The sequence below is a fragment of the Micromonospora sp. 15K316 genome (assembly GCF_004348525.1).
Taxonomy (GTDB): domain Bacteria; phylum Actinomycetota; class Actinomycetes; order Mycobacteriales; family Micromonosporaceae; genus Micromonospora.
On record NZ_SMKG01000110.1, the window covers coordinates 1 to 19,171 of the forward strand.

The window sequence follows — 19,171 nt, forward strand, 5'->3', positions numbered from 1 at the left end:
GGTATCGCGGGGCGGGGACGGGCACCACCGGCGGGGCCGGCGCTCTCGCCCTCCCCGGCGGCGTCGCCCTGTTCCGGATGGCGGGGCGCGGCGATGAGCCCGCGTGGCTGGGCAGTGGTGACGCTGGCCGGGCTCGCCCTCGCGCTGGTCGTCGTCACCGTGCTGCTGATCCCCTGGCACCGACCGCCGGCGCCCCGCGCCGACCAGCTCGCCGCGCTGGGTGACCTTCCGGCGGAGCAGGTCGCCCGGGGGCGCGAGTTCCGGGCCGCACTGCGCCCCGGGGGATACGCGAGCCTCGTCGTCGGTCTGCTGATCGCCCTCGCGCTCGGGCTGACCCCGCTGGGCAGCCGCCTGGTCGAGCTGGCCGGGCGTCCCTTCGGCGGGCACTGGGTCGCCCAGGCGGTGGTCGGCGGTCTCGCCGTCGTGCTCGTCGCCGACCTGGTCACCCTCCCGTTCTCCGCCTGGCGGCAGGCCGTGCTCACCCGCTACGGGCTGAGCACCAACGGCTGGGCCGGCTGGCTGGTCGACCTGCTCAAGTCGTACGCGGTGAGCGCGGTGATCGGCGCGCTGGCGCTGCTCGGCTTCTACGCGGTCATCCGGCTCGCGCCGCGCTGGTGGTGGGCGTTCGGGGCGGCCGGCGCGGCGGGGCTGGTGGTGCTGCTCTCCTTCGTCCTGCCCGTGCTGGTGGAGCCGGTCTTCAACCGGTTCACCCCGATGGAGCAGGGCCCGCTGCGCACCGAGCTGATGGCGATGGCGGCGCGGGACGGGGTGCCGGTGCGGGACGTCCTGGTCGCCGACGCGTCGCGCCGGACGCGGGCGGTCAACGCGTACGTCTCGGGCATCGGGCCGACCCGGCGGGTCGTCGTCTACGACACCCTGCTGCGGGAGGCCCCGCCGGCGGAGGTGACCGCCGTGGTCGCGCACGAGCTGGGACACGCCCGCGACCGTGACGTCACTGTCGGTACGCTGACCGGCGCGCTCGGGGCCGCCGCGGCGGTGGTCGCCCTCTACCTGATCGGCTCGTGGGCGCCCCTGTTGCGGCTGGCCGGCGTCGACTCGGTGGCCCAACCGCGCGCGTTCCCGCTGCTCCTGGCGCTGGTGACGGTCGCCGGCCTGGTCGCCGCGCCGGTCCAGGCGCTGATCTCCCGGCGGGTCGAGGAACGCGCCGACGCGCACGCGCTCGCGCTCACCGACGACCCGTCCGCCTTCGAGTCGATGCAGCGGCGACTGGCCACGGTCAACCTGGCCGACCCCGATCCACCCCGTTGGGAGTACCTCTACTCCGCGACGCACCCGTCCACGGTCGAGCGGATGGCCGCCGCCCGCGCCTATGCCAGGGAGGCCGGCAGATGACCCGGACGTTGCTGGTCACGAACGACTTCCCGCCCCGCCCCGGCGGGATCCAGTCCTTCGTGCACAACCTCGCGGTGCGCCAGCCGACCGGCTCCGTGGTGGTCTACGCGTCGACCTGGCGCGGGGCGGAGAAGTTCGACGCCGACCAGCCGTTCGAGGTGATCCGGGAACGCACCCGGATGTTGCTGCCCACCCCGCTGGTGGCACGGCGGGCCGCGCGCCTCGCCCGGGCGTACGACTGCGACACGGTGTGGTTCGGCGCGGCGGCCCCGCTCGGCCTGCTCGCCGGCGGGCTGCGTCGGCGGGCGGGCATCCGCCGGTTCGTGGCGCAGACGCACGGGCACGAGATCGGCTGGGCCGCGCTCCCCGGCGCGCGGGCCGCGCTGCGGCACATCGGGCGTGGCGTCGACGTGACCACCTACCTCGGTGAGTACACCCGGGTCCGGTTGGCGCGGGCGTTGCACGGGCGCACCGAGCTGCACCGGCTCGCGCCCGGGGTGGACGTCGACACCTACCACCCGGACGTCGACGGCGAGCCGGTGCGGACCCGGCTCGGGCTCTCCGACCGACCGGTCGTGGTCTGCGTGTCCCGGCTCGTTCCGCGCAAGGGTCAGGACATGCTCATCCGGGCCATGCCGGAGATCATCCGCCGGGTTCCCGACGCCGCGCTGCTGGTGGTCGGGGGTGGACCGTACCGGGCCACGCTGGAGAAGCTCGCCCGGCAGACCGGGGTGGACCGGGACGTGGTCTTCACCGGGTCGGTGCCCGCCGCCGAGCTGCCCGCGCACTACGCCGCCGGCGACGTCTACGCGATGCCGTGCCGCACCCGCAACCGCGGGCTGGACGTGGAGGGCCTCGGCATCGTCTACCTGGAGGCGTCCGCGGCCGGCCTGCCGGTGGTCGCCGGGGACTCCGGTGGCGCGCCGGACGCGGTCCGTGAGGGGGAGACCGGTTACGTGGTGAACGGCCGTGACGTCGCCCAGCTCGCCGAGCGGGTGTCCCGGCTGCTCGCCGACCGGGACCTGGCCCGACAGCTGGGTGCCGCCGGGCGGGCCTGGGTGGAGCGGGAGTGGCGCTGGGAGACGCAGGCCCAGCGGATGGCCGCCCTGCTCGCCGGCTGACCGGCGGGCCGCGCCGACGGGCAACCGGGCCGTACCGCTCAGGCGGCCAGGGAATCCCGCCGCGGGGCGTAGCGGGGCACGTACTCCTGGCCGGTCAGCCGCTGGATCGCCGCCATCACCTCATCGGTGAGGAGCCGGATGTCCCGCGGCCCGTGGATCCGTCCGGCCACCGGGATCGGCGCACCGAACCGCAGCGTCACCGGATGCCGGCGGGGCAGGCGCGCGTCGATCGGCAGCACCTCCGCGGTGCCGAGCACGCCCACCGGGATGATCGGCACCGCTGCGTCCCGGGCCAGCCGGACCACGCCGGTGCGCCCGCGGTGCAGCCGCCCGTCGGGGGAGCGAGTGCCCTCCGGGTAGACGGCGACGAGACCGCCGGCGCGGAGCACCGGCACGGCGGCGTCGAACGCGGTGAGCACCGCCCGGCCGCCGGCGCGTTCGACGGGGATGGCGCCCATGCCGCTGACGATGCGGCGGCTCAGCCAGCCGCGTGCGCCGCCGCCGGAGAAGTACTCCGACTTGGCCCAGAAGGCGATGCGGCGGGGCGTGACGGCAGCGAGGAAGAGCTCGTCGGCGACCGAGAGGTGGTTGCCGGCGAGGATGGCCCCGCCGTGGCGGGGCACGTGGGCGAGCCCCTCCACCCGTGGGCGCCAGCCGATCCGCAGGGCGCCGCCGACGGTCAGCTTGCCGAGGTCGTACAGCAGCGGCACGTCTTCTCCGATCCGATGGGGATGGTCAGGCGCGGGCGGGGCCGAGGTGCGCGTCGAGCGCGGCCCGCAGCAGCGCGTCGTCGTCGGTGGCGCCGGTCGCGAGTTGCAGGCTTCCCCACGCCCAGAGCTGCGCGAGGCCGTGCAGGTTGGCCCAGAGCGCGCCGGCGAGGACGGAGGCGGGGGCGTCGGTCGGTCGCCGGAGTTGCGCGACGAGGTCGACCAGCAGGGTGAAGAGCGGCAGGCTGGTGTCGCGCAGCCCGAGCCGGCCGCTGTTCAGCAGGTCGTGCCGGAACATCAGCTCGAACATGCCGCGCTGCGCGGCGGCGTGGTCGAGGTAGGCCCGGGCGAGGGCGAGGAGCTGCTCGCGGGGGTCGGGCCCGGCGTCGCGTACGACCGCGGCGATCCGCACGCCGAGGTCGGCGTAGCCCTGCCGGGCGATCGCCGAGAGCAGGTCGAGATGGGTGGGGAAGTAGCGCCTCGGTGCGCCGTGCGAGACACCGGCCCGGCGGGCGATCTCTCGCAGGGAGACCGCGCCGTGTCCCTCGCTGCGGACCAGCTCCACTCCGGCGTCGATCAGCCGGGTGCGGACGTCCGGCTCCGAATCTGACATAGACAGTGTCTACCAGGCGGGCGTAGACGCTGTCTACTCGCCTCAGCCGACGCGCTCCAGGATTCGTTCCGCCGGCGCGGGACGGCCGAAGTGCCAGCCCTGACCGGCGTCGCAGCCGATCGCCCGCAGCCGTTCGGCCTGACCGGCGGTCTCCACTCCCTCGGCGGTCACCGTGAGACCGAGCGCGTGCGCCAGGGAGACGAGCGAGGCGAGGATCCGCTCGTCGGTGCGGCTGCCCGGATCCGCCGCCGGCGCGCGCAGGCCGGCCACGAACTCACCGGCCACCTTCAGCTCCGTCACCGGCAGATCCCGCAGGTACGCGAGGTTGCTGTAGCCGGTGCCGAAATCGTCGATGGCGATCCGTACGCCGAGGTCGGCGAGGCCGCGCAGGGCGCGTACGGGCTCCTCGGCGGTGCTCATCATGGTGCTCTCGGTGATCTCCAACTGGAGCCGCTCCGGCGGCAACCCGGTGCGCTCCAGCAGTCCGTGTACCTCCTGCACCAGGCCCGGCCGGTGCACCTGGAGTACCGCCAGGTTGACGCTGACGAAGGGCGTCCGGCCGCCCCGCGCCGACCAGCCCTCGGCCTCGCGGCACGCCTCGGCCAGCACCCAGGCGCCGAGCGGCACGATCAGCCCCGTCTCCTCGGCCAGCCCGATGAAGCTGCCCGGTCGCAACACGCCGAGCTCCGGGTGGCGCCAGCGCACCAGCGCCTCCACGCCGAGCAGGGTGCCGTCGCGCAGCGAGGTCAGCGGCTGGTAGTCGAGGTAGAACTCGCCCCGCTCCAGGGCGGGGGGAATGGCCGCGGAGAGCGCGTACCGGGCCAGTTCCCGCCGGTTGCGCTCGGCGTCGAAGATCTCCCACCGGGCGCCCCCGGCCGCCTTGGCCCAGTGCAGCGTGCTGTCGGCGGCGCGCATCAGGTCGCTCGGCGTGGTCCCGGCGACCTGCCGTTCCGCGATGCCGATGCTCGCCGTCACCACCAGCTCGTGACCGTCCACCATGGCCGGTTCACGCACCGCCGCGAGAGCCGCGTCGGCCACCGCCACCACGTCCTCGCTGCCGCCGGTCCGCTCCACCAGGATGACGAACTCGTCCCCGCCGAGGCGAGCCACCAGGTGCCCGTCGAGGGCCCGGCGCAGCCGGTCGGCGACCGTGACCAGCAGCCGGTCGCCGACCTGGTGGCCGAGCGAGTCGTTGACGACTTTGAACCGGTCGAGGTCGACGAAACAGAGCCCGATCCGCTGCGCCCCCCGGCCGGGCTCGTTGAGCGCGGCGGTGAGCCGCTCGGTGAAGAGCGCCCGGTTGGGCAGCTCGGTGAGCGAGTCGTGGGTGGCCTGGCGACGGAAGCGGGCCTCGCTCTCCCGCAACGCGCGCTCCGCCTGGGTGCGGGCCATCATCACGGCCCGCCGGATCGACTCCTGCTCGTCGAGGGTGCGGTCACGCAACGCCCGGGCGTACCCGGTGGCCACCGCGGCGAGCAGCCGGGCCAGCCGATCCTCGACGTCGTCGCCCACCAGACCCAGGTCGCGGATCAGCCGGAGCTGGACGACCTCGACGGTGCGGCCCAGCCCCTCCGCGGAGGCGATGTGGTTGGCGACCAGTTCGGTGCCCACCCGGTAACCGGGGCGCAGGTCGAACGGCTCGGCCAGCAACGCGCCGGCCAGCTGGTCGGCGAGGCGTTGCAGCAGCGCCTCCAGCTGCGCCTGGGTCATCGGCAGGAAGCTGGTGCCACCGACCGCCTTGGCCCAGGCGCGGGCGAACGTCCCGGGACGCGACGGCGTCCGGGGCGCCGCCGACTCAGCCACCGAACCGCCCGACACCGCCCATGAAGACGGCCCGCTCCGCGTCCTCGGCGTTCTCCGGCGCCTCCGGACGCCACTGCGGCACCCACACGACCCCCGGATCGACCAGGTCGAAACCGTCGAAGAAGGCGGTCAGCTCGGCCCGGCTGCGCACCCAGAGCGGGTTGTCGGTGCTCCGGTAGACGCGCTGGGCCTCGGCCCGCTCCTCGGTGCCGCGCCCCTCGTCGCTGGCCTGCGAGATCACCAGGTAGCTGCCGGGCGCGAGCGCGTCCCGCAGGGTGTGGAGGATCCGCGCCGGCCGGTCCTCGTCGGAGACGAAGTGCAGCACCGCGACGACAAGTACGGCGACCGGCTCATCGAGGTCGAGCAGCCCGCGCACGCCCGGGTGGGCGAGGATCCGCTCCGGGTGGCGCAGGTCCTCCTGGACCACCGTGGCCCGGGCGTCACCGGCGAGGATCTCCCGGCTGTGCGCCACCGCCACCGGATCGACGTCGACGTAGACCACGCGGGAGTCGGGCGCCGAGCGGCGGGCGATCTCGTGCACGTTGCCCACGGTGGGGATGCCCGAGCCGATGTCCAGGAACTGGCGGACGCCGGCCTCGGTGAGGAACTGCACCGCCCGCCGGAGGAAGGCCCGGTTGGCCTGGGCCATCAGCGGCGCCTCCGGCACCGCGGCCACCATCGCCTGGGCGGCGGCCCGGTCGGCGGCGAAGTTGTGCGAGCCGCCGAGGTAGTAGTCGTACATGCGGGCCACGCTCGGGCGCTCGATGTCGATCGTCTCGGGTGCCCAGTCCGGCCGCTGCATGCTCCACCCCTCACCTCGGCGGCACGGGCGTCGTTGCCCGGCACCGCGGTATTCTGCCCCTCCGAGTGCCCGGGTGACCATAGTCGGTCACCACTTCGGCAGCCGACGCCGGTCGATACGCGAAAGCCCGCGCAGGCCGCCGCGCCGACGCGGATCAGGGCGCGTCCCCCGGAGGTCGTCGAGCCGGGACGAGGATCAGGCGGCGACCCGGCACCGCGGGGACCGGCCCGGATACCGGTGTCGTATCCGGGCCGGTCGCCGACACGGCGGGCGTCGTCCGGGTCCGTCGCCGGCCCGCGAAGACGAGGGAGGGACGCCCGGGGGCGCGGCGGTACGCCTCAGAACTTGGGGGCGTCCGGGGCTTCGAGCAGGCCCAGCCGCAGCGCGGTCATCAGCGCCTGCGCCCGGTTCGCCGCGCCCAGCTTCTCGTAGAGCTTCGAGATGTGGGTCTTGGCGGTGGACTCGCTGACGAAGAGCTGCTTGGCGATGCCCGCCACGCTCATCCCGTCGGCGAGCAGCCGCAGCACCTGGCCCTCGCGCGGGGAGAGCTGCGGCCCGGACGGCGCCAGCCGGCGCTTCATCGCCTCGGCCAGGTCGGCGGCGGTGAACGCGCTGGGCGAGGAGGCGGCGTGCCGCGCGGCGGCCACGACCTCGTCGGCGGGTGCGGTCTTCGGCACGAAGGCGCTCGCGCCGGCCTCCAGGGCGCCGAAGAGCTGGTCGTCGCCGGCGTACATGGTCAGCACCACGATGCCCATCGAGGCGCTGGACTTGCGAAGTGCCCGGGTGGCCTCGAGGCCGCTGCCGTCGGGCAGCCGGAGATCCATGATCACCACGTCCGGCTGCAGAGCCCCGGCCTGGCGGACCCCTTCCGCCGCGGTGGCGGCCTCACCGACGACCTCGAACTGCCGGTCCCGCTCGAAAGCGTGCCGCAGGCCCTTCCGAATCAGGTCATGATCGTCGACCAGGAGGACCTTGGTACGGGTGGCCGGTGTCGGGCTTGTGGTCATCCTCGGGTTACTCCCCTTCTGCTCCTGCGCTACCGCGCACGTTATCGCGCCGGGGCGAGGTGCCGAGAACCACCGCCACGGTCGTGCCGCTCGGTCGCCGGGGCCGAATCTCCAACCGGCCCCGGATACGTTCCGCCCTCTCGGCCATGATCGCAAGACCGTACCGCCCGTCGGGCCGCTGGTCAGCGATCCCCTGACCGTCATCCGACACTTCGATCTGCGCGTACGGCGGGTCGACCTCACAGGTGACCCAGAGGTTGGACGCCCCGGCGTGCTTGCGGGCGTTGGTCACCGCCTCCTGCGCGATGCGGAGCAGCTCCGCCTCCGTGGCGGCGGGAAGCCGTGCGGTCGACTCGTCCAGCGACAGGTGCACCCGCAGACCGCCGGACGCGCCGACGGTGCGGGCGTACTCGGCGATCGCGGCGGCCAGTCCGCCGTGCCGGTCCACCTCGCTGCGCAGCTCGAAGAGGCTCAGCCGCAGCTCCGTGATCACCCGGGTGACCTCGGCGCGCAGCGTGCGCAGCGACTCGGCGGTCTCCTCGGCGTCGTCGTGGACGGTGGCCAGGGCGTTGTCGATGCCGTAGCCGACCATCACCAGCTCCTGGGCGACCCCGTCGTGGATCTCCCGGGCCAGGCGCTGCCGCTCCTCGTTGGTGGCCAGCGAGCGAACCTCGTCGAAGAGCAGCGCCGCCTCCAGCCGCAGCGCGGCCGGGCCGGTCAGGGCGGTCACCCGGGACACCACCGGCGACGGGTAGGCGTGCGCGGCGTCGGCCTCCAACACCACCAGGCCGACCGTACGGACACCGGCGACCAGCGGCACGATCAGCGCCGAGACGTCCCCACCCGGGTGCGAGCGGGCCTGCGACCGGGCGGCGGTCTGCGGCTGCTGGCTGGCCCAGGCGTCGGCGATCGCCGAGTCCGCGTCGAGCGTCGTCTCCCAGTCGACCCGGTCGACGCCCACCTGGGCGAGCACCACGAGCCGGCCGCCGCCGCTGGCGGAGAGCACGGCGGCCCGGTGGCTGGTCGCCACGTTGCGCAGCTCCTCCAGCAGGTGCTCGGAGATGCCGCCGGGGTCGAGGGTCGCGCCGGGCAGCTGCCGGGCGACCGTACGCAGCTGGGTGAGCAGGCGGGTCGCCTCGGCGTACGGCTGCGGCTTGCCCTCCCCGCGCGCCTGCATCACGCGATGCAGGGTGCGCGCGGCGTAGAGCCCGAGCACCGCGAGGATCAGCCACTGCGCGCAGACGGCCAGGTAGCCCGGCTGGGTGATCTGCCGGGCCCCGTCCACCTCGGTGAGCGCGCCGCTGACCAGCAGGGTGGCGGCGGCCACCGCGAGCAGGCCGGCGCCCTCGCGGAAGCGGCGGCGCAGGGCGGTGACGGTCACCGGCACCGCGAGGTACGGCAGCACCGCGGACGCGCCCAGGCCGTGGATCGACCCGCCGACCAGGGCCACCGCCGCCACGTGGCTCGCCGCCAGCCCGAGCACCACCACCTCCGCCACCCGGCTGAGCGGGGCGATGATCCGGTGCTGCGGGGCCAGCAGGGCGGGCAGCCCGGCCACGGCGAGCAGCGCGATCCACAGAAGCTGGGCCAGCTCGCGGGTGGCGAAGAGGGTCAGGACGGCGACCAGCGCCAGCATCACCAGGCGAGCGGCAGCGGCGAGGGGGTGAGGTCGGGCGGTTGTCGAGGCGGGCACGTGACGGATGGTAGTCAGCCTTGGTAGATCTCGGCGATCTCCGCCGCGTACGTCTTGTGCACGACCTGGCGCTTGACCTTCAGCGACGGGGTCAGTTCGCCGGTCGCCTCGGTGAAGTCCCGGGGGAGGATCCGGAACACCTTGATCGCCTCGGCGCGGGAGACGGCCGCGTTGGCCAGGTCCACGGCCTTCTGGATCTCGGCGCGCAGCCCCTCGTGCTCGCGCAGCTCGGCCGGCGGCGTGTCGGTGGGCAGCCCGACCGACTCCAGCCACCGCGGCAGTGCCTCCTCGTCGAGGGTGACGAGGGCCGCGATGAACGGCTTCTGGTCGCCGAGGACCAGGCACTGGCTGACCAGGGGGTGGGCCCGGACCTGGTCCTCCAGCACGGCCGGGGCGACGTTCTTGCCGCCGGCCGTCACGATGATCTCCTTCTTCCGGCCGGTGATGCTGAGGTAACCGTCGTTGTCGAGCCGGCCCAGGTCGCCCGTGCGGAACCACCCGTCGGTGGTGAGCACCTCGGCGGTCGCCTCCTCGTTGCGCCAGTACCCGTCGAAGACCAGCTCGCCGGCGATGAGGATCTCGCCGTCGTCCTCGATGCGGATGGTCACGCCGGGCAGCGGCCGGCCGACCGTGCCGATCCGGGTCGCCGAGGGCAGGTTGGCGGCGGCGGCGGGCGCGGTCTCCGTCAGGCCGTACCCCTCCAGCACCGTCACGCCGATGCCGCGGAAGAAGTGGCCGAGTCGGGCGCCGAGCGGGGCGCCGCCGGAGATCGCGTCCCGGCACCGGCCGCCGAGCGCGGCGCGCAGCTTGCGGTAGACCAGCCGGTCGAAGACCGCGTGCTGGGCCCGCAGGCCGAAGCCCGGCCCGCCGGGGGACTCCAGCGCCTCGCTGTAGGCCACGGCGACCTGCTCGGCGCGGGCGAAGATGCCGCCCTTGCCGTCTGCCTCGGCCTTCTGCTTGGCCGCGTTGTAGACCTTCTCGAAGACGCGGGGGACGGAGAGCACGAAGGTCGGGCGGAACTCCTGCAGCTCCGCGACCAGGTTCTTCGGGTCGGCGCAGTGCCGCATGGTGGCCCTGGCGTACACCACGCCGACCTGGATGAGCCGGGCGAAGGCGTGTGCCAGGGGGAGGAAGAGCAGCGTCGAGGCGCCCGGGTTGAACAGGTTCGGCAGCACCGGCACGGCGTTGGCGATGTCGGCGTACATGTTCCGGTGCGTGATCACGCAGCCCTTGGGGCGGCCGGTGGTGCCACTGGTGTAGATGATCGTGGCCACGTCGACGGCGCGGAGCGCCGCGCGGCGCCTGTCGATCTCCGCCGGGTCGACCGACGCGCCCGCGGCGACGAGCTCGTCCACCGCGCCGAGGTCGATCTGCCAGACCTTCCCGAGCTCCGGGAGCTGATCGCGTACGCCGGCCAGGAGGGTGGCGTGGGCGTTGGTCTCGACCACGCAGGCCACGGCGCCGGAGTCGGCCAGGATCCAGGCCGCCTGCTCGGCGCTGGAGGTCTCGTAGATCGGCACGGACACCCCGCCCACGGCCCAGATCGCGTAGTCGATCAGGGTCCATTCGTAACGGGTGTGGCTCATCAGCCCGACCCGGTCGCCGGGCCGTACGCCGGCCGCGACGAGGCCCCGGGCCACGGCGATCACCTCGTCACGGAACTGCAGGCAGGTGACGTCGGCCCAGGCGGGGCCCGCGGCGGCCCCGGTGGGGCGGACGAACTGGACGGTGTCGGGTGCGGCCTCGGCGTTGTCCCAGACGGGGTCGGTGAGGTTGGCGGAGTCGCCGACGGTGACGATCGGTGGTACCGAGAACTCGCGCACCTGCACTCCCTCGTGCTCGTACTGGTCGATCGGCCGGGCCCACGGGTCGGCTCTGTCGAAACCTACCTGTCCGGTCGTCCGGGCGCTCCGGGTAGGTTGCCCGCCCCGGGCGTGGCGTGGCGTGGGGGCGGGACGGCCGGGCGTCGTGCCACGCCGGGTAGCCTCCCCCCATGGCGGACACCTCCACCCAGTCGATAGTCATCGACGCGCCACCGGAGCAGGTGGCGGCGGTCATCTGCGACTTCGCGCGCTACCCGCAATGGTCCGAGGCGATGCGGCGGGTGGAGGTGGTCGAGGAGTACGAGGACGGCTACGCCAGCCAGGTCCGGTTCACCATCGACGCGGGGGTGCTGGCCGACGAGTACGTGCTCGCCTACGCCTACGCCGAGGATCTGACCCGCATCGAGTGGCATCTGGTGGCGCCGTCGAAGATGCAGCGGTCGCAGCAGGGCTCGTACGACCTGGTCGGCGGGGCCGACGGCCGGACCACGGTGACGTACACGCTTGAGGTGGAGCTTTCGGTCGGCATGCTCGGTATGTTCCGTCGCAAGGCCGAAAAAATGATCATGGATACCGCGTTGAAGCAGCTCAAGCGCCGGGTAGAAGCACCCGGTGCGGCGCAGTGACGCGGCCGGCGGCCCAGCCGCCACGGTAGAGGAGTCGACCATGGTGGCAACGGATCCCGGCTCGGCCCGGGAGGAGGCGGAGCGACTCGTCGCCACGCTGTTGGCGACCGCGCGCCTGGCCGCCGCCAACCCGACGGCAGGGGCCTGGGGCCCGCTCGGCGGGATCGTGGCCAGTGTCCTCGGTCACAGCGGCCGGCCCGCCGAGGAGTCCCGTCCGGAAGGAGCCGGTTTCGCCACCGGAACTGCCGAGTGCTGCATCTGTCCGGTATGTCGCGGTATAGCTGCGCTTCGTGATCCGAGTCCCGAATTCGCCGAGCGACTCGCCACCGGTGCGGGCGATCTGGCGGCCGGTGTGGCCAGCCTGATGCGTGCCTTCGCCTCCGCGAACCCGCCGCCGCGGCCCGCGCACCCGCCCGCCGAGGCGGGAGGTGGCGCGTCAGACAACGACCTCGTCTGGCGCGAGGCCACCCGTAGCGGGCATGATTCTCAGCCGGCGTCGGAGGAGGACGTGTGGTCCGCCGCGACCCGGGCGGACGACACGACCGCCCCGGCCGTCCCCGTGCCACCCGTCGACGACGCCGGGTCGGCCGCAGCGACGGCCGACCGGGCGCCGGCCGACCGACCCGTGGTGCCCGCGTCGCGTGCCCCCGGTGACGTGGGCGCGGACGCACCGGGCGACGGGGCCTGACCAGGGACATCCCCCACTCGCCGGCAGGGCCGGCACGGGCGGGGCAGCACAGCAGAGGGGGGCGGCAGCGGTGACGCTGACCATCGGGATCGACGTCGGTGGCACGAAGGTCGCCGGCGGTGTCGTGGACGAGACCGGCAAGGTGCTCGTGCACGCCCGACGGGACACTCCCGCCGAGGACGTCGCCAAGACCCGGGACGTCATCACGGACCTGGTCAGCGAGCTGGCCTCCGGCCGGTCGATCGAGGCGGTCGGAGTCGGCGCGGCAGGCTGGATCGACGCCAGCCGCTCCACCGTGCTCTTCGCCCCGAACCTGGCCTGGCGTGACGAGCCGCTGCGCGACTACGTCAGCAAGAAGAGCGGCCTGCCGGTCGTCGTCGAGAACGACGGGAACGTGGCAGCCTGGGCGGAGTTCCGCCACGGCGCTGCCCGGCACGCCGACGACTCGATGGTCATGTTCACCATCGGCACCGGTGTGGGCGGCGGCATCGTGCTCGGCGGCGAGCTGGTCCGCGGCGCGCACGGCATCGCCGCCGAGCTGGGCCACATGCTGACCGTGCCGGACGGCCACCAGTGCGGGTGCGGCCGGCTCGGCTGCATCGAGCAGTACGCGAGCGGCAGCGCCCTGGTCCGCTTCGCCCGCGCCGCCGCCCGGGAGGAACCGCAGCGGGCCACGGCGCTGCTGGAGCTGGCCGGTGGTGCGGCCGAGGCGATCACCGGGCCGATGGTCACCGCGGCGGCCAAGGGCGGCGACCCGGTCTCGACCGAGGCGTTCGCCCAGGTCGGCCGCTGGCTCGGCACCAGCCTGGCGGACATGGCCCAGATCCTGGACCCGCAGGTGCTCGTCGTCGGCGGCGGCGTGATCGACGCCGGTGACCTGCTGATGGGGCCGACCCGGCGCTCCTACATCGACTCGCTCGCCCAGCGCAGCCGGCTTCCGGTCGCCGAGATCCGCCCGGCCGAGCTGGGCAACCGCGCGGGCGTCATCGGCGCCGCGGACCTGGCCCGGCGGATGTAGGCGGGCGGATCGCCGTGACGGGAAGCTCCGGGGTGCCGCTGCGCGTGCTGTCGTACAACATCCACGGCCAGCGGGACGACGTGGCCGCCCTGGTCGCGGTGATCCGTGGCGCGGCCCCGGACGTGGTGATCGTGCAGGAGGGGCCGCGGCGGTTCCGCTGGCGGCGCAAGTCGGCCGCGCTCGCCGAGTCGCTCGACCTGGTGGTGGCGGGCGGTGGGCTGCCCGCGCTGGGCAACCTGCTCCTGACCAGCCTGCGGGTCCGGGTGCTCGCCACCCGGTGCCAGCGGTTCCCGCTCACCCCCGGTCGGCACCTGCGCGGCGCCGCGTACGCCGACTGCGCGGTCGCCGGCGGCGCCCGGTTCACCCTGGCCGGCTCCCACCTGTCCACCGACCCGGCGGAGCGTCCCGCGCAGGCCGCCGTCCTCAAACGGGAGCTGGCGGCCGCGGCCCTGCCGGTGGTGGTCGGCGTGGACCTCAACGAGGGACCGGACGGGCCGGCCTGGACCACCGTCGCCCGCGGGCTGACCGACGCGGCGGTGGTCGCCGACCGCGCCGACCGGCTCACCTACTCCTGCGCCGCCCCCCGGTCGCGGATCGACGCGCTCTTCGTCGACCCGCGGATCACCGTGGTCGACTACGACGTGCTGGACACCCCGCAGACCCGCCGGGCCAGCGACCACTTCCCGGTCCTGGTCGACCTGCTGCTGCCGGTGACCGGCTGAGCACGCCCCCCGGGCCGCGCCGGCCGGGGATCCGAGCCGGCCCGTGGCGGCGCCCGCGACCCGGTACGCACCGGGGCTGGACAACCGGCTCCGATGTGGGGAGGATTTCGCGGCGAACGGCACCCGTGCCGCACAAAAGGAGATGTTCCGGTGACCACCTCCACCGACCGGCCCGATCCCGAGGCGACCACGCTCGCCCTGAGCCGTGACGGCCGCCCGGTCTCCGACCGGGGCGACACGGTCTGCGTCATCGGCGCCGGGGCCAGTGGCCTGGCAGCGATGAAGAACCTCAAGGAGCACGGCTTCGGGGTCGACTGCTACGAGCGGGAGACCGGCGTCGGCGGCGCGTGGAACTGGCGCCACGACCGCAGCCCGGTCTACGCCAGCACCCACCTGATCTCGTCACGGCCGTTCACCCAGTTCCCCGACTTCCCGATGCCGGACTCCTGGCCGGACTACCCGCACCACAGCCAGCTGCTGGCCTACTTCGAGCGGTACGCCGACCACTTCGACCTGCGTTCGCACATCTGGTTCGGCACGGAGGTGATCCGGGTCGAGCCCGTCGAGGGGGACGGCTGGGACGTCACCACCCGCAGCACGGGCGGCTACGGTCCGGAACGCACCTCCCGCTACGCGGCCGTGGTGGTCGCCAACGGGCACAACTGGTCGCCGAAGCTACCGGACTACCCGGGGCTGGAGGAGTTCCGCGGCGAGATCATGCACGCGTCCTCGTACAAGGACCCCGCCCAGCTGCGCGGCAAGCGGGTGCTGGTGGTCGGCGCCGGCAACACCGGCTGCGACATCGCCGTCGAGGCCGCGCAACAGGCGTCGCACTGCTGGCATTCCACCCGGCGCGGCTACTGGTACGCCCCCAAGTACGTCCTCGGGCGCCCCGCCGACCAGGTCAACGACACGTTGCTCGCGTTGCGGGTGCCGTTGCGGCTGCGGCAGTGGCTCTACCACTCGACGCTGCGGCTCACCGTCGGCGACCTGACCCGGTTCGGGCTGCCGGCGCCGGATCACCGGGTCTACGAGACCCATCCGATCGCGAACAGCCAGCTCGTGTACCACGTGGGGCACGGCGCGATCACGCCCGTGCCGGACGTCGCCCGCTTCAACCCGTACGGGGTGGAGCTGACCGACGGCCGGCAGATCGAACCGGAGCTGGTCGTCTTCGCCACCGGCTACCTGCCGCGCTTCGACTTCCTCGACCCCAAGGTGCTCGGCGACGACTCCGGCACCGGCCGTCCCAACCTCTGGCTGAACGCCTTCGCGCCCGGGCACCCCACGCTGGCCGTGGTCGGCCTGCTCCAGCCGGACTCGGGCCTGTTCACGCTGACGCACTGGCAGGCCGTGCTCTTCGCCCGCCTGCTCCAGACGCGCCGCACCCACCCGCAGCGCGCGGCGGCGTTCGCCGCGACCGCTCAGGCCCGGGCGGGGGAGCGCTATTCCGGGCCGGTGAAGGAGAGCACCCGGCACTGGTTCGAGGTCGGGCACGTCGACTACCTGCGTGCCGTCCAGCGCGCCCTCGACTCCCTGGAGGGGAAGTGAGCGAGCGCGGCGAGCAAGCCGTCGTCGACGCGCCGCGCCGCCGCGCGGGGCGGGGCGGCAGCGCGGGTGAGCAGAGTGGGCCCGGGGGACGGGCCGTCGCGAGCGAAGGGCTGATTCCGTGAGCAGTGTCCGGATCATCCGGGGGGCGGAGTGGGCGCGGCCGGTCCGGCCGGTCCGGCGCGAGGTGCTCAGCACCACCCCGGAGCTGGAGGAGGGACGCGCGCCGCTGCTCTTCGTACCGGGCTTCGGGCACGGGGCGTGGGCGTTCGCCGAGCACTGGCTGGGGCACGCCGTGTCCCGCGGGTTCCCCGCGCACGCGGTGAGCCTGCGCGGGCACGGCGGCAGCGAGGCCGCACCGAAGGCGTCGCTGCGGGCGTACGTCCACGACGTGGTCCAGGTGGCCGCGGGCCTGCCGCGCCAGGCGGTGCTGGTGGGGCACGGCGCCGGGGCGCTCGTGGTGGCGCACGCGCTGGCCCGCTATCCGGCCCGGGCGGCGGTGCTGGTCTCGCCGGTCTTCGGCGGTTGGGGGACGCTCGGCACCGCACTTCGCCGTAACCCGGCGGGTACCCTGCCCGCGGCGTTCGGTGGGCGGTTGCGGCTGAGTCGCGCGCAGCTGTTCAGCCGCGAGCTGGCCGACACGGAGGCCCGGCGCTACGTCTCGACGCTGGGCCGGGCGAGCCGGCGGGCCCAGTGGCAGCTGCTGACCCGTCCGGAGCTGGAACCGCCGGTGGGCGACCCGCCGGTGCTGGTGCTGGGCAGCCCCGACGACCGGATCGTGCCGGCCGCCGCGCTCAGCCGGGTGGCCCGCCGCTACGGCTCGGCGCCGCTGCTCTTCCCCGGGATGGGGCACGACCTGATGCTCGACGCCCGGTGGCGGGAGCCGATCGACGCGCTGCTGGACTGGCTCGAGAAGGAGCCGGCGGCGCGCTGACCGGTCAGCCGCCCGACGGATGCTCGACGCGGGCGGCGGACCGGCCCGGTTGGGCGGGCATGGCGGCCGGGGTGTCCGTCGCGGTCACCAGCTGCCGCACGAGCGGGCCGGTCTCGTCCAGGGCACTGAGGTAGGAACGCGCCCACGCCCGGATGTCGTGCTCGTGCAGGTGCGCTCGCATCGCCCGCATCCGCCGGCTGACGTCGGCCGGGGCGGCGTGCAGCGCGGCGAGCAGCCCCTCCTTCAGCCCCTCCAGATCGTGCGGGTTGACCAGGTACGCCTGGGACAGCTCGGCGGCCGTGCCGGCGAACTCGCTGAGCAACAGCGCCCCGGTGTCGTCGATCCGGGCGGCCACGTACTCCTTCGCCACGAGGTTCATCCCGTCCCGTAGCGGGGTCACCGCCATCACGTCGGCGACCCGGTAGAGGGCGGCGAGCTCGGCCCGGTCGAACGGTTGGGTCAGGTAGTGGATCGCCGGCTCACCGACCCGGCCGAACTCGCCGTTGATCCGTCCGACCTCGCGCTCGACCCGTTCCCGCAGGATCTGGTACTGGCCGACCCGCTCCCGGCTCGGCACGGCCACCTGCACCAGCACCGTGTCGCGGACCTTGACGTGCCCGCTCGCCAGCAGCTCGCTGTACGCCTTGAGCCGCTGCTCGATGCCCTTGGTGTAGTCCATCCGGTCGACGCTGAGGATGACCCGCTCCGGGCGGCCGAGGTCCTGCCGCAGCCGTTGGGCCCGGGCGGCCACGTCGGGCCGGGCGGCGAGCGCGGCCATCTCGGCGGTGTCGATGGAGACCGGGAAGGCGCCGATGCGGACGACGCGCCCGTCCACGCCGATCCGCCGGTCCGTGGCCGGCAGGCTCAGCACCTTCGCCACGAGCTGGGCGAAGTTGTGCGCGGCCTGGACGCGCTGGAACCCGATCAGGTCGGCGCCGAGCATGCCCCGTAGCAGTTCGGCGCGGCGGGGGAGCTGCATGAACAGCTCCGGCGGCGGGAAGGGCACGTGCAGGAAGAAACCGATGCGCAGGTCGGGTCGCATCGCCCGGAGCAGGCCGGGGAGCAGGTGCAGGTGGTAGTCCTGTACCCAGACCACCGCGCCCGGTTCGGCGACGTCGGCGGCGGCCTCGGCGAACCGTCGGTTGACCCGTTGGTACGCCTCCCACCAGCGCCGGTGGTGTTCCGGCTGCTCGACGGCGTCGTGGTAGAGCGGCCAGAGGGTCGAGTTGGCGAAGCCCTCGTAGTGGTCGCGCAGGTCCTCGGCGGTGAGCGGGACGGCGTGCATGCGTACCCCGTCGACGTCGGGCAGGGTGGGGGCGGGACCGGTGCCGCCGGCCCAGCCGACCCAGGTCGCGGGGGTGTGCCGCAGCAGCGGGTGCAGGGCGCTCACCAACCCGCCGGGGCTGCGGCGCCACTCGCACGCGCCGTCGGGGGCGATGCTGTCGTCGATGGGCAGGCGGTTGGCGACCACGACCAGTGAACTATGTCGCATCTCGGGCATTCCGATCAGCAGTGGACTGACCGCCACGAGCAAGGAACAACCGGTCAGTCAGCGGTGGACGTGACGTACAGCGGTATTCCTACTGACAGTAAGTTACACCACTGACACGCCCACCGTGGGCGGGCACCGTCCCGCGATGCGGTCGGTGACTGCCGGCTCGCGGATCGTTCAGACGACCGCGCCGTCGTCCGGGTCGCGGTCGTCCTCGTCGCCGCCGGGGCGCAGCCGCCAGATGAGCGTCACGAAACCGGCGAGGATCCCGGTGAAACCGACAAGCGTGACCATCGAGCGGTCGATCGGCAGCAGCGACGGGAAGAGGAAGAGCACGAAGCCGACCACCACGGCGAGCACGCCGACCGCGGCGTACTTGGAGATCCGAGGCAGCGGCGGCGGCGGGGGCGGGGTGTAACGCTCGTCCTCGTCGTCGGGCAGGTCGGCGCCGAAGGTGTCCAGCCCGTCGAGGAGCGACGGCTCGTCGTGCCGGTCGGTGCGCCCGACCGACACACCCGAGATGTCGGCCGCGTACGGCAGGCGGCGGACGTCGGTCGCCGTCGGTCCGGCCTCGTCGGCCCCCGCCCGGGCCAGCGGGCCGCCCGCCGGTCCGCTCGGCTCGTCGATGTCCTCGGCCGCCGGCCAGGGGTTGGCGCCGGGGGCGGGTGTGGTGTGGAAGCCGGCCACGATCCGCGCCCACTCGGCGTCGATGTCCGGCTCGTCGGCGGGGGGCTGCTCCGGCGTGCCCTCGTCGGTGAGCTGGCTCAGGTAGTCACGCGCGGTCGTCAGGTGCGAGCGGTCGACGTAGAGACGGTCGACCGGCCGGGCCGGGACCGTGGTGGTGCGGGTGACCGGGTTGAGATCGGCCGACGGCTGGAGGTACGCGGCGATGCCGCCGGCGGCCAGGACGTCGAGCAGGTGCTCGCCGACGCGCGGATCGACGTCGCCGGCGATGGCGTACTCGCTCGCGTCGAGCCCGTTGTCCCGCCGTCCCCGGCGGGCCCCACCCGCTGACACCGGACACCCTCCTCAACGCGCCTGCGGCGCGGCCGCCCCGTCCCCCTCGGCGTGACTCGTACGCCGTGCCTTGAATCGTGACACGTCACGACCCTGTTCCGGGAGTGCGTTGTGTCGCGTCTTCCAAACTCGGCCGCCGTACCGCTGGTCGCGGGCAGGGTCGTATGTCTGTTTGTGCGGAGAACGTCAGGCGGTGGGCGGGGG

General features: G+C 74.1%; 17 protein-coding genes. 8 read left to right on the top strand and 9 right to left on the bottom strand.

Annotated elements, in window-relative coordinates:
- Window positions 1–93: 93 nt before the first annotated feature.
- Entirely contained in the window at window positions 94–1,353 is a 1,260-nt protein-coding gene (locus tag E1211_RS20050; RefSeq protein ID WP_132350540.1) for a M48 family metallopeptidase, read from the top strand.
- Window positions 1,350–2,474 carry a glycosyltransferase family 4 protein gene (locus E1211_RS20055; protein WP_132350541.1) on the top strand — a complete coding sequence of 375 codons (1,125 nt, stop codon included), beginning with the start codon at window positions 1,350–1,352 and terminating at the stop codon, window positions 2,472–2,474. The genes E1211_RS20050 and E1211_RS20055 overlap by 4 nt, the downstream gene beginning before the upstream one ends.
- A 38-nt stretch (window positions 2,475–2,512) precedes the next feature.
- Here the strand turns inward: E1211_RS20055 and E1211_RS20060 are convergent, their stop codons facing one another.
- From E1211_RS20060 to E1211_RS20090, 7 genes are all read right to left on the bottom strand, one after another.
- Window positions 2,513–3,184, bottom strand: coding sequence for a 1-acyl-sn-glycerol-3-phosphate acyltransferase (locus tag E1211_RS20060; RefSeq protein WP_132350542.1), 672 nt, complete (start codon window positions 3,182–3,184; stop codon window positions 2,513–2,515).
- A gap of 25 nt (window positions 3,185–3,209) precedes the next feature.
- Window positions 3,210–3,794, bottom strand: a complete 585-nt coding sequence (locus E1211_RS20065; protein WP_132350543.1) for a TetR/AcrR family transcriptional regulator — start codon at window positions 3,792–3,794, stop codon at window positions 3,210–3,212.
- Between the two features lie 42 nt (window positions 3,795–3,836).
- Complete coding sequence (locus E1211_RS20070) at window positions 3,837–5,504, bottom strand: bifunctional diguanylate cyclase/phosphodiesterase (RefSeq protein WP_132350554.1); 1,668 nt, start codon at window positions 5,502–5,504, stop codon at window positions 3,837–3,839.
- Between the two features lie 85 nt (window positions 5,505–5,589).
- The gene (locus E1211_RS20075; RefSeq protein WP_132350544.1) at window positions 5,590–6,399 is read right to left on the bottom strand and encodes an SAM-dependent methyltransferase; all 810 of its coding nucleotides are present in this window, start codon (window positions 6,397–6,399) and stop codon (window positions 5,590–5,592) included.
- A gap of 338 nt (window positions 6,400–6,737) precedes the next feature.
- Window positions 6,738–7,406, bottom strand: a complete 669-nt coding sequence (locus E1211_RS20080; protein WP_007072219.1) for a response regulator transcription factor — start codon at window positions 7,404–7,406, stop codon at window positions 6,738–6,740.
- A gap of 7 nt (window positions 7,407–7,413) precedes the next feature.
- Window positions 7,414–9,099 (bottom strand): GAF domain-containing sensor histidine kinase, encoded by a 1,686-nt coding sequence (locus E1211_RS20085; RefSeq protein ID WP_132350545.1) that lies wholly within the window; start codon window positions 9,097–9,099, stop codon window positions 7,414–7,416.
- 14 nt (window positions 9,100–9,113) lie between these two features.
- Window positions 9,114–10,922: a long-chain fatty acid--CoA ligase gene (locus tag E1211_RS20090; protein WP_132350546.1), complete on the bottom strand. Its 1,809-nt coding sequence runs from the start codon at window positions 10,920–10,922 to the stop codon at window positions 9,114–9,116.
- A 170-nt stretch (window positions 10,923–11,092) separates the two neighbouring features.
- Here E1211_RS20090 and E1211_RS20095 point away from each other — a divergent pair, with 170 nt between their 5' ends.
- The 6 genes from E1211_RS20095 to E1211_RS20120 all read left to right on the top strand — a co-directional run bounded on the left by E1211_RS20095 (window position 11,093) and on the right by E1211_RS20120 (window position 16,458).
- Window positions 11,093–11,548, top strand: a complete 456-nt coding sequence (locus tag E1211_RS20095; protein ID WP_132350547.1) for an SRPBCC family protein — start codon at window positions 11,093–11,095, stop codon at window positions 11,546–11,548.
- 40 nt (window positions 11,549–11,588) lie between these two features.
- Window positions 11,589–12,236, top strand: a complete 648-nt coding sequence (locus tag E1211_RS20100; RefSeq protein ID WP_132350548.1) for a hypothetical protein — start codon at window positions 11,589–11,591, stop codon at window positions 12,234–12,236.
- A gap of 70 nt (window positions 12,237–12,306) precedes the next feature.
- The gene (locus tag E1211_RS20105) at window positions 12,307–13,254 is read left to right on the top strand and encodes an ROK family glucokinase (RefSeq protein ID WP_132350549.1); all 948 of its coding nucleotides are present in this window, start codon (window positions 12,307–12,309) and stop codon (window positions 13,252–13,254) included.
- A 14-nt stretch (window positions 13,255–13,268) separates the two neighbouring features.
- Window positions 13,269–13,976, top strand: coding sequence for an endonuclease/exonuclease/phosphatase family protein (locus E1211_RS20110; RefSeq protein WP_132350550.1), 708 nt, complete (start codon window positions 13,269–13,271; stop codon window positions 13,974–13,976).
- A gap of 150 nt (window positions 13,977–14,126) precedes the next feature.
- The gene (locus tag E1211_RS20115; RefSeq protein WP_132350551.1) at window positions 14,127–15,527 is read left to right on the top strand and encodes an NAD(P)/FAD-dependent oxidoreductase; all 1,401 of its coding nucleotides are present in this window, start codon (window positions 14,127–14,129) and stop codon (window positions 15,525–15,527) included.
- A gap of 118 nt (window positions 15,528–15,645) precedes the next feature.
- Window positions 15,646–16,458, top strand: a complete 813-nt coding sequence (locus tag E1211_RS20120; RefSeq protein WP_132350552.1) for an alpha/beta hydrolase — start codon at window positions 15,646–15,648, stop codon at window positions 16,456–16,458.
- A 4-nt stretch (window positions 16,459–16,462) separates the two neighbouring features.
- Here E1211_RS20120 and E1211_RS20125 read toward each other — a convergent pair whose 3' ends face one another.
- Together E1211_RS20125 and E1211_RS20130 are read right to left on the bottom strand one after the other, a co-directional pair.
- Window positions 16,463–17,950, bottom strand: a complete 1,488-nt coding sequence (locus tag E1211_RS20125) for a trehalose-6-phosphate synthase (RefSeq protein WP_165947299.1) — start codon at window positions 17,948–17,950, stop codon at window positions 16,463–16,465.
- 177 nt (window positions 17,951–18,127) lie between these two features.
- Entirely contained in the window at window positions 18,128–18,967 is an 840-nt protein-coding gene (locus E1211_RS20130; RefSeq protein WP_132350553.1) for a DUF308 domain-containing protein, read from the bottom strand.
- Window positions 18,968–19,171: the final 204 nt, after the last annotated feature.